Below are 8,717 nucleotides of genomic sequence, written 5' to 3'. Positions count from 1 at the left end.
TTCTCGGGGACCGCTCGGCCGGCGCCCAGCAGGCCGCGTACCCGGTCCAGGCGGCCGGAGTCCAGGCCGGCCGGGAGGGGCAGCCGGGGCCGGTCCCGCCACCCCTGGAGACCGGTCGGAGGACCCTCCGGGCGGCTCAGCTGCCCGTCGATCGACTCGACCAGCGCCGGCACGATCAGATCGGTGGCCGGCAGGTCGGGCAGTGCCGGCGCGGCCGGGTCGCCGAGGTGACCGGCCACGAAGCGCAGGCCCCGGTCCGCGGCGCGGACCAGTGCCGTGGCCGGCCCCGGCCCGTGGTCGCAGCGCCGGAGCACCGTCAACAGCGCCTCGGTGGCGCTCAGGCTCGGCACCAGGGCGTAGCCGTCCGGGCCGCCCCAGCCACCGTCGGCCCGCTGCCGGTCGAGCAGCCAGTCGATCCGCACGTCGTGGCCGGGCAGCCAGGGCGCGAGGGCGACCAGGCGGGCGGTCTCGTAGACCGAGGCGGAAGTCTCCCCGGACGGGTTGCGCGCCATCGCCGCGATCAGGTCCCGGACCCGACCGGAGTGCCCGTCGCCGGGCGGCGCTCCGCCACCGCCCGGGTGGGCGGCCGCCCGGCGGTCGGCGACGACGCTCACCGGGTTCCCCAGAAGTCGGTGAGGCGGTAGAAGCCGCTGGTGAAGCCGAGCTGCCGGGTGAGGTAGTCGGCCTCCCGGGGGCAGTCGGCCGCCAGCTCGGCCAGCAGGTGCCGACAGTGGTCGATCTGCGCCGCCGTCCGCCGTTCGATCTCCGTACGGTCGTCCACCAGCATGATCGCGTTGAGGTCCCCCCATTCGAGGTCGCGCTGATAGGTGGCCAGGTCGTTGACCAACCGCAGGGCCCGTTGCACCTCGTCGCTCACGGTCACGAGTCGGGGCAGCCGGCGGTGTGTCTCGGGGGTTCCGGTGTGGATCCAGTGGGCGACGTTGACCACCGTGGCCGCCAGATTGTCGGCGTTGTCCAGGTACTCGGTCAGGGTGGGTGGACCCGTCCCGTCCTTCACCGCGGTCTTCCAGTCCCACTCGCGGCCCATGGCGGTCAGGGTGCGGTCGATCTCCTCCCGCCACAGCCCGCGCAGCCCGGCGAAGCCCGGGGTGGCGGCGAGGTCGTCGCGCAGTTCGGCGAGGAAGCGACCCAGCGGGTCCTCGGCCGCGGCGCCGTCGGCCACGGTCAGGCACGCCTTCGTGATCCGGTCGATCTCCGACCGGGACGTGGCCAGGTGGTCGACCTGCCAGTCGACGGCGAAGCCCCAGAGGACCGCGCGACCGGTGATACCCAGCTCCTCGGCGGTGCACCACGGCGCGCTGAACGCCATGGCCAGCGAGATGCTGCTGAGCAGGGCCGCGTCGAAGGGCTCGCCGGGAAAGAGGTCGGGCTGGGCGGCGACCCGGCGCTGCAGGTCCCGCTGCCCCCGGGCCGCGAGCGCGCAGATCCGCCCCTGTTCCGCGGCCGAAGCGAGCCGGCCGCTCTGTGCATCCACTGTGGTCGTTCCCTCTCAGTCGGCGTTCCGGGCGCCCAGCAGGGTCAGCTCGACCCGTTCGCGCGGCCGGAGCGCGCGGCCAACCGCAGGCCGGGCACGCCCGGGCGGCGCAACCTGAATCGGTACCGGCTCAACATGGTGGCGATGATGAGCTGCGCCTCGAGGTAGAACAGGTACATCCCGAGGCACTGGTGCGGACCGCCGCCGAAGGGGAAGTGGGCGTACCGGTGGCGGGTGCGAATCGCCTCCGGCCGGAACCGTTCCGGGTCGAACTCCTCCGGCCGCTCCCAGAACTGGGCCATCCGCTGGGTGATCAACGGGCTCGCCACCATGGTGGCGCCGGCCTCGATCGGCACGCCGTCGATGACGTCCGCGGCGACCGCGCGGCGCGGGATGATCCAGCCGATCGGGTACAGCCGCAGCAACTCGTCGAGGACCATCCTGGTGTAGGTCAGGTCGCGCAGGTGCTCGCGACGGACCGGTTCGCCGCCCACCACCCGGTCGACCTCGGCATAGAGCCGGTCGGCGACGTCGGGGTGCTGGTCCAGGTGGGGCCAGAGCCAGGTGAGCACGTTGATGGTGGTCTCCGTGGTCGCCGCGAACATCGCCACGGTGTCGTTGCGGACCTGCCGCTCGTCGAGCGGCCGGCCGTCCTCGGTCCGGGCCCGCCACAGCGTGGAGATGATGTCGTCGCCGTCGTCGGCCGCCGTCCGGGTGGCCCTTACGATGGGCACCAGCACGTCGTCCACGATCCGCACCGCGCGGCGGAACGGACGGTCGCCCGGCATCGGCAGGGAGAGCGGGGCGAACGGCACGATGATCCGGGGGATCACCGCGGTGGCGATGACGTCCTGCGCGTCGATCACCCGCATCGCGTCCGGCACGGAGATCTTGTCGGCGAAGAGCACCCGCATGATCGCGCGGCTCACGATCCGGGCCTGCTCGACGCCGATGTCGACGGTCCGCCCCGCTCGGGACGGCTCGCCCAGCTCGTCGACGGCGTCGCCGATGGCCTCCGCCATCCCGTCGATCAACGCCTCCACCCGCTTGGCGGTGAACATCGGCTGGAGCATCCTGCGGCTGGCCGACCAGATCTGGCCCTCGCCGAGGATTCCCTCGCCGAACAGCCGCTTGACCGGCCGCCAGAACAGCCCGTCGCCGGCCCGTTCGTAGTTCTCCGCGCGGTCGCGCAGAACGTGCTGCACGTGCCGGGGGTGGGTGACCAGGTAGGGGCGGAACGAGCCGAGGTTGAGGCGGACGACCGCTCCCCCGGTCTGGTTGCCGGCGTCGATCAGCGCCCGGGCGGGATCGCGGAGCAGGCCCGGGACGATCCGACGAAGGGGAACGGTACGAAGTTGCCCGGTCGTTCCGGGCTCCGGATGCGACTCGTCCACGTGGTGCACTCCCCCCTGGGTCAACTCAGCGTCGCGGCGCCGTCATGACCCGTGATGTTGTCGCCGAGCATGCCACCCGGAACCGCGGATCAGAAGACGGAGAAGAAAATATCTCACACAACAACATTCCCGTTGTCGACAATGGACCGGTGAGGGAAGTGCTCAGCCGCAAAGGTTCCGCAGGTAGCGCCACTCGCCGCCGACCGTCCGGTAGCCGAGCCGGTGGTTGAGCGCCAGCATCGCGTCGTTGCCGGCGTCGTTGGTCGTGAGCGCGTACCGGAAGCCGGTGCGTCGGGCCCCGCGCAGCGCGGCGACCTTGACCAGCCCGGCCAGGCCGCTCCGGCGGTGGGCGGGCCGGGTGCCGGTCATCCCGGACTGGTAACCGCGCCGGCCGTCGGTCAGGGCGAGACTGAACGCCGCGACCGCATCGTCCACCATGGCCAACCGGGTCAGCGCCCGATCCAGGTCCGGACGGTCCCAGTAGGCGGCCAGCCAGTCGGGATAGCTGATCGCGTCCATGCCCACGTCGCCGGGCTCGTCCCGGGCGGCGTCCAGGTCCGCCTCGTACAGCGGGCGCGGATCGGCCAGGTCGGCCGCCGAGGCCAGGATCACCCCGGGCGGCACCGGCAGGTCGGGCAGCGCCGCGGTGGCCAGCTCCAGGCGGAGGAACAGGGCCCGCCGACCGCGCCGGTAGCCGCGCCGCTCGGCGAAGCCGAGCGACGACGGATCGTCGGCCACCTTGGCGTACGCCGTCCGCGCGCCCAGTCCGACGAGCCGCTCCTCGGCCGCGGCGAGCAGGGCGGACCCGACGCCGCCGCCGCGCCGCCCCGGGTGCACGGTCACGTCGGCGAAGCCCAGGCCCGGCTCGGCGCTCTCGTGCAGCAAGCCGGTACGCGCGACGCCGACCACCTCCCCGGTCGACTCGGAGACCAGCAGGGCGTACCGCTCCGCGGGCGGGTTGGCGGTGGCCTGCCAGGCGATCAGCTCCGGGCTGACCAGGACGTGCGGGTTGGCGGCCCGCAGCAGCGCGGCGACGGCCGGTGCGTCGGCCGGACGGAACGGGCGCGGCACGAAGATCATCGGGTGGCACCCTACCCCGCCGGGCGCCGCCCTGCGTGCCGCTGCTCCGGCCGTCGGGGCCGACGCCGAACAGAACGTGGGCGTGCCCGGGCGGCCTGTGCCAGGCTCAGGGGCATGGACGACATGACCATCCTGAACCGGATCTCCGAACTGGTCGACGAGGAGCACCGGCTGCGCTCGGCCGCGCAGGAGCACGAGGCCGGCACCGATGACGAGGCCAGGGAACGGCTGCGGGCGCTGGAGGAATCCCTCGACCAGTGCTGGGACCTGCTGCGCCGCCGCCGCGCGGCCCGGCAGGCACACGGCGACCCGGAAGCCCAGGGCGAGCGCCCGGTGCCGGAGGTGGAGCGCTACCTCCAGTGAACCCGGGTCCCGGGCGGGTGGTCACCCGCCCGGACCGGTCCGCTCAGCCGATGCCCGCCTCGCGCAGCAGCAGCCCGGTCAGCGCGGCCGGGTCGGTGTCCGGGGCGGGCAGTCCGCGCGCGGCGAACCACGCGCCGACCACCCGGACGTCCCGGGCGAGGAACTCGGGCCCCTGCGGGTTGGCCACCACGTCGACCACCTGCGGCAGGTCGATCATGACCAGCCGCCCCCGGTGCACCAGCAGGTTGTACGGGGACAGGTCGCCGTGCGCGTACCCGGCGCGGGCGAGCACCACCAGGGCGTCGACCAGTTGCTCCCACAGGTCGCGCAGCTCGTCCGGTTCGGGCCGGAGCTGGGCCAGCCGCGGCGCGGCCTGCCCCTCGTCGGCGTCCCCCACGAACTCCAGCATCAGCTCGGTGCCCAGCAGCTGCACCGGGTACGGCACGGCGATCCGCCCGGACTCCGCGCCGATCTCCCAGAGCCGGGACAGCGCCGTGAACTCGGCCGCCGCCCATTGCCCGGCGATCATCTGCCGGCCGAACGCGGTCCGCCCGGCCATCGCCCGGTTCTCCCGGGACCGGCGGACCCGCCGCCCCTCCAGGTAGCCGGCGTCCCGGTGGAAGAGCCGGTGCTGGGCGTCCCGGTAGCGTTTCGCCGCCAACAGGCAGGACCGGCCGGTCTCCGGCACGGCCCGGCGGACCAGGTGGACGTCCGCCTCCTTGCCGGTCTTGAGCACGCCGAGTTCGGTGTCCCGCGCGGCCAGCTCGGTGACCAGCCACTCGGGGTGCGGTTCCGGGCCGTGCACGGCCCCGTCCCAGGAGGACCAGGGGTCCTCGGGGTCGGGCTCGTCGTCGGGCTCGGTGAGGGCCGGCTCGGCGTGCCGGCCGTGCTTCAGGAAATGCGGTTCGTCGTCGTCGAAGCGGCTCTTGCCGCGGCCACGGCGCTCGCGCGCCGGGAGGTCGTGTTCACGCACGGGTTCGGTGATCCCTTGATCGAGGCTGATGGAGGCAGGTGGAACGACCCTGCAAAGACGGCCATGACCGACCTCCTCTCCTCGACCGGGCACCGCGCGGCTGCGCCTGCGCGCGGGACCCATGCTCACCGCGGGCCGCCGCGGGGTCAACCGAATAAACCGGGCCCGGGCGGGGACGCGCGCCGGCTCAGCCGGCGAGCACGGTGGCCACCGCGGCGATCAGCCCGTCCACCGTGCGGGTGGGCGCGAACCGGCTGTCCGACCAGGTCCGGCCGCGGTGCAGCCAGACGCTGGGCAGGCCCACGGCGGCCGCCCCGCCGATGTCCGCCTCCGGGCTGTCCCCGACCACCCAGGCGCCCCGCAGCGGCATCCGGGCGCGCTGGGCGGCCAGCGCGAAGATCCTCGGGCTGGGCTTGCTGACCCCGGCCTCCTCGGAGATCACCCAGTCGGCCACGTACCGATCCAGACCCGTCCGCCGGATCATCGCGTCCTGCTGCCGCACCGCGCCGTTGCTGACCACCACCGGCACCCAGCCCGCGTCGTCGGCTATCCGCAGCGCGCAGGCGACCAGGGGATCCAGCCGGGTGTTCGCCACCACCCCGTCGTGCAGCTCGTCGACCAGATCGATGGAGGGGATGCGCAACCCGTACCGGTCCCGGATGGCGTCCGCGACGTCCCACCGGTCGGTCAGCCCGTCGGCGTCCACCGAGAGCAGCCATTCGATGTCCGTGCCCGGCGCGCCGACGCTGTCCAGGAAGCGCTCTCCCCAGGCACGGAACGCCCCGGTCCGGTCGAGCAGGGTGTTGTCCAGGTCCAGCAGGAGCAGCGGCACTCGCGCACCCTACGGGACCAAGGTGCACCGCCGACAGGGCCTGCACCCCCACGGCTTCGGTCAGCCGGCCAGCACCGTTCGGGGGAGCCCCTGGTCGGCAGGCCGGTCGGCGAGCATGGTGTGCGCCGCCCGGGTGGCCGCCAGCGCCCCGGGGTCGAGGGTCGCGACCAACACGTCCTCCCCGGCGTCGCGCCGCGGGCGAGCGGGCGGCCCTCCGGGTCGTACACCGCCGCGCCGCCGTTGAACCGCCACGGGTCGGCGCCGCCGACGGCGTTGGCGAAGACCACGTACATGGTGTTGTCCAGGGCGCGGGCGGCGTAGTAAAGGTCGCGCCGGTGCGCCGAGCCGGCCAGGTAGCCGCTCGGGCACAGGTAGCCGTGCGCGCCGTCGGCGGCGGCGGCCCGGCCGTGCTCGGGGAAGCAGCCGTCGTAGCAGATGCCGAGGCCGAGCCGCCAGCCGTCGACCAGCAGGGTGGCGCCGCGCCGGCCCGCGTCGAACAGGTCCCGCTCGCCGCCCCAGAGCTGCTGCTTGTCGTACGCCGAGCGGGCGACCCCGGCGGCGTCGACGACCAGCGAGGAGATGGTCCGCCGCCCGTCGGGGTGCCGGACGGCCGCGCCCACCACCACGGTGGCGCCGCCGTCCCAGGCGGCGGCTCGCAGCGGGTCGAGCCGCGGGTCGTCGACCAGACCGTCCGCGCCGGCCGCCACGTCGGTGCCGGCCGGGTCGGCGGCCAGGGTCGGCGGGTGGTACGCCGGCAGGAACAGCTCCGGCAGTACGACGATCCGGGCGTCGGCGGCCCGGCCGACCAACCGGGCGGCGGTGGTGGCGTTGCCGGCGACGTCGCCGGGGACCGGCTCGGCCTGGACGGCCGCCACGGTCAGCGGGTGCTCGGGGAGTGGGGTGGCCTGGGTCACCGGGCGATCGTAGACCGGGTGGTCCGGCTCGACCCTTCCCGCTCCCAAGCCGTACGTACGGTTTGCATCGACCGTGGGCACCTGACACGATCGTTCCGTGCCCAGAGTAAGTCAGGATCAGCTCGACGCGCGCCGGCAGGAGATCCTCGGTGCCGCGCGGGCGTGTTTCGCCCGGCACGGCTACGAGGGCGCCACCGTGCGCCGCCTGGAGGAGGCCACCGGGCTGTCCCGGGGCGCGATCTTCCACCACTTCCGGGACAAGGACTCGCTCTTCCTGGCGGTCGCCGAGGACGACGCCGCCGCGATGGTGGAGACGGTGGCCCGCAACGGCCTCGTGCAGGTCATGCGGGACCTGCTCGCCCGGGCGGTCTCCCCGGACACCACCGGCTGGCTGGGTAGCCAGCTGGAGGTCTCCCGGCGGCTGCGCACCGACCCGGCCTTCGCCCGGCGCTGGGCGGAACGGTCGGCGGCGATCGCCGAGGCCACCCGGGAACGGCTGGTCCGCCAGCGGGAGGCCGGGGTGCTCCGCGAGGACGTGCCGATCGACGTGCTGGCCCAGTTCCTGGAGCTGGCGTACGACGGGCTGGTGCTGCACCTGGCGATGGGCCGGCCGGCCGGGGACCTGGGGCCGGTGCTCGACCTGGTCGAGGAGGCGGTGCGCCGCCGCTGACCGCCCGGGTGCGCCCCACGGCGCCGGATCTCGGTCCGGTAACTCGGCCCGCGGGCCGGATCACCCCTGGCGGGTCTGCTCCACAATGGGGCCGCGATCCCCCTCGCGCGACAGGAGCAGAGCATGATCGTTCTCGCCGCACCGGGCGACACCTGGGGCATCCCCGGCCCGGTATTCCTGCGCTGGTACCTCCTGGCCGTGGCCGTGGTGCTCGTCGGCACCCTGGTCCACCGCTTCCGCGCCCTGGCCGGTACGCCCACCGGCGACCACGGGCAGCTCGGACCGCAGCAGGTCGCGTACCTCAACGGAGGTGACCAGCTCGCGGTCTGGACGGCGCTCGGCGGGCTGCGGCGCAGTGGCGTGGTGGGCGTCCGGCCCGACCGGCGGCTCACCACCGGCGCCTCGATGCCCGCCGGGGTCACCCCGCTGGACCAGGCGATCTACAACGCGGCCGGCAGGCACGTCCACGCCCGGGAGCTGCGCCGCGACGAGTGGGTGGTCCGGGCGCTCGAACAGCTCCGGGACGGCCTCCAGGAACGCGGGCTGGCGCTCGCCCCGGCCCGGCGAGCCGCCGTCCGGCGTGGCCCGATGCTGCTGGCCGCCCTGCTGGTGCTCGGCGGAATCCGGCTCTTCGTGGGGCTGTCGAACGGTCGCCCGGCCGGCTTCCTGATGCTCACCCTGGTCCCGGTCTTCGTCGCCTTCGTGCTGCTCAGCCGGGTGCCCTGGCGGACCCGCGCCGCCGACCGGGCGGTACGCGAGCTGCGCCGCCGGCACACCTACCTGGCGCCCGCGTCGGCGCCCGCGTACGCCACCTACGGCCCGTCCGACGCGGCGCTGGCCGTCGCGCTCTTCGGCACCGCCACCATCTGGACGATGGACCCGGGCTTCGCCGAGCAGGCCGAGATCCAGCGTCAGGCGCTCTCCGGCTCCGGCAGCTCGTTCAGCGGGGGCAGCTCCTGCGGCGGAGGCGGCAGCAGCTCCTGCGGCGGTGGCAGC

The 8,717-nt window shown here is 74.4% G+C and carries 9 protein-coding genes and 1 pseudogene; 3 read left to right on the top strand and 7 right to left on the bottom strand.

Annotated features, from left to right (window positions below):
- The 4 genes and pseudogenes from JNW87_RS30370 to JNW87_RS30355 all read right to left on the bottom strand — a co-directional run.
- Positions 1–614 (bottom strand): annotated as a pseudogene (locus tag JNW87_RS30370) (prenyltransferase); the annotation flags it as partial.
- Positions 611–1,495, bottom strand: coding sequence for a terpene synthase family protein (locus tag JNW87_RS30365; RefSeq protein ID WP_236647970.1), 885 nt, complete (start codon positions 1,493–1,495; stop codon positions 611–613). The pseudogene JNW87_RS30370 and the gene JNW87_RS30365, both read right to left, overlap by 4 nt.
- A gap of 44 nt (positions 1,496–1,539) precedes the next feature.
- Positions 1,540–2,889 (bottom strand): cytochrome P450, encoded by a 1,350-nt coding sequence (locus JNW87_RS30360; protein ID WP_238454845.1) that lies wholly within the window; start codon positions 2,887–2,889, stop codon positions 1,540–1,542.
- A 162-nt stretch (positions 2,890–3,051) separates the two neighbouring features.
- Positions 3,052–3,969, bottom strand: a complete 918-nt coding sequence (locus JNW87_RS30355; protein ID WP_109802480.1) for a GNAT family N-acetyltransferase — start codon at positions 3,967–3,969, stop codon at positions 3,052–3,054.
- 114 nt (positions 3,970–4,083) lie between these two features.
- On the opposite strand from JNW87_RS30355, the gene JNW87_RS30350 reads away from it, so the two are divergent.
- Positions 4,084–4,332, top strand: a complete 249-nt coding sequence (locus JNW87_RS30350; protein WP_109802479.1) for a DUF2630 family protein — start codon at positions 4,084–4,086, stop codon at positions 4,330–4,332.
- 43 nt (positions 4,333–4,375) lie between these two features.
- On the opposite strand, the gene JNW87_RS30345 is transcribed toward JNW87_RS30350, so the two are convergent.
- The 3 genes from JNW87_RS30345 to JNW87_RS30335 form a co-directional block, all read right to left on the bottom strand.
- Positions 4,376–5,305, bottom strand: coding sequence for a serine protein kinase RIO (locus JNW87_RS30345; protein WP_109802478.1), 930 nt, complete (start codon positions 5,303–5,305; stop codon positions 4,376–4,378).
- A gap of 187 nt (positions 5,306–5,492) precedes the next feature.
- A complete protein-coding gene (locus JNW87_RS30340) occupies positions 5,493–6,104 on the bottom strand; it encodes an HAD family hydrolase (protein WP_238454846.1) in 612 nt (203 codons plus the stop codon).
- Positions 5,993–7,051 (bottom strand): carbon-nitrogen hydrolase family protein, encoded by a 1,059-nt coding sequence (locus JNW87_RS30335; RefSeq protein WP_238454844.1) that lies wholly within the window; start codon positions 7,049–7,051, stop codon positions 5,993–5,995. Before JNW87_RS30335 ends, JNW87_RS30340 begins: the two co-directional genes overlap by 112 nt.
- 97 nt (positions 7,052–7,148) lie before the next feature.
- On the opposite strand from JNW87_RS30335, the gene JNW87_RS30330 reads away from it, so the two are divergent.
- Both JNW87_RS30330 and JNW87_RS30325 read left to right on the top strand, forming a co-directional pair.
- Positions 7,149–7,721: a TetR/AcrR family transcriptional regulator gene (locus tag JNW87_RS30330; protein ID WP_088975104.1), complete on the top strand. Its 573-nt coding sequence runs from the start codon at positions 7,149–7,151 to the stop codon at positions 7,719–7,721.
- A gap of 123 nt (positions 7,722–7,844) precedes the next feature.
- The coding region (locus tag JNW87_RS30325; RefSeq protein WP_109802475.1) for a TIGR04222 domain-containing membrane protein at positions 7,845–8,717 on the top strand (873 nt) is incomplete at its 3' end.

It is taken from the genome of Micromonospora sp. ATA51, assembly GCF_016802855.1.
Lineage (GTDB): Bacteria > Actinomycetota > Actinomycetes > Mycobacteriales > Micromonosporaceae > Micromonospora > Micromonospora sicca.
The sequence above is the reverse complement of the archived record's forward strand: the minus strand, read 5'-3'. Positions and strand labels throughout refer to the sequence as shown.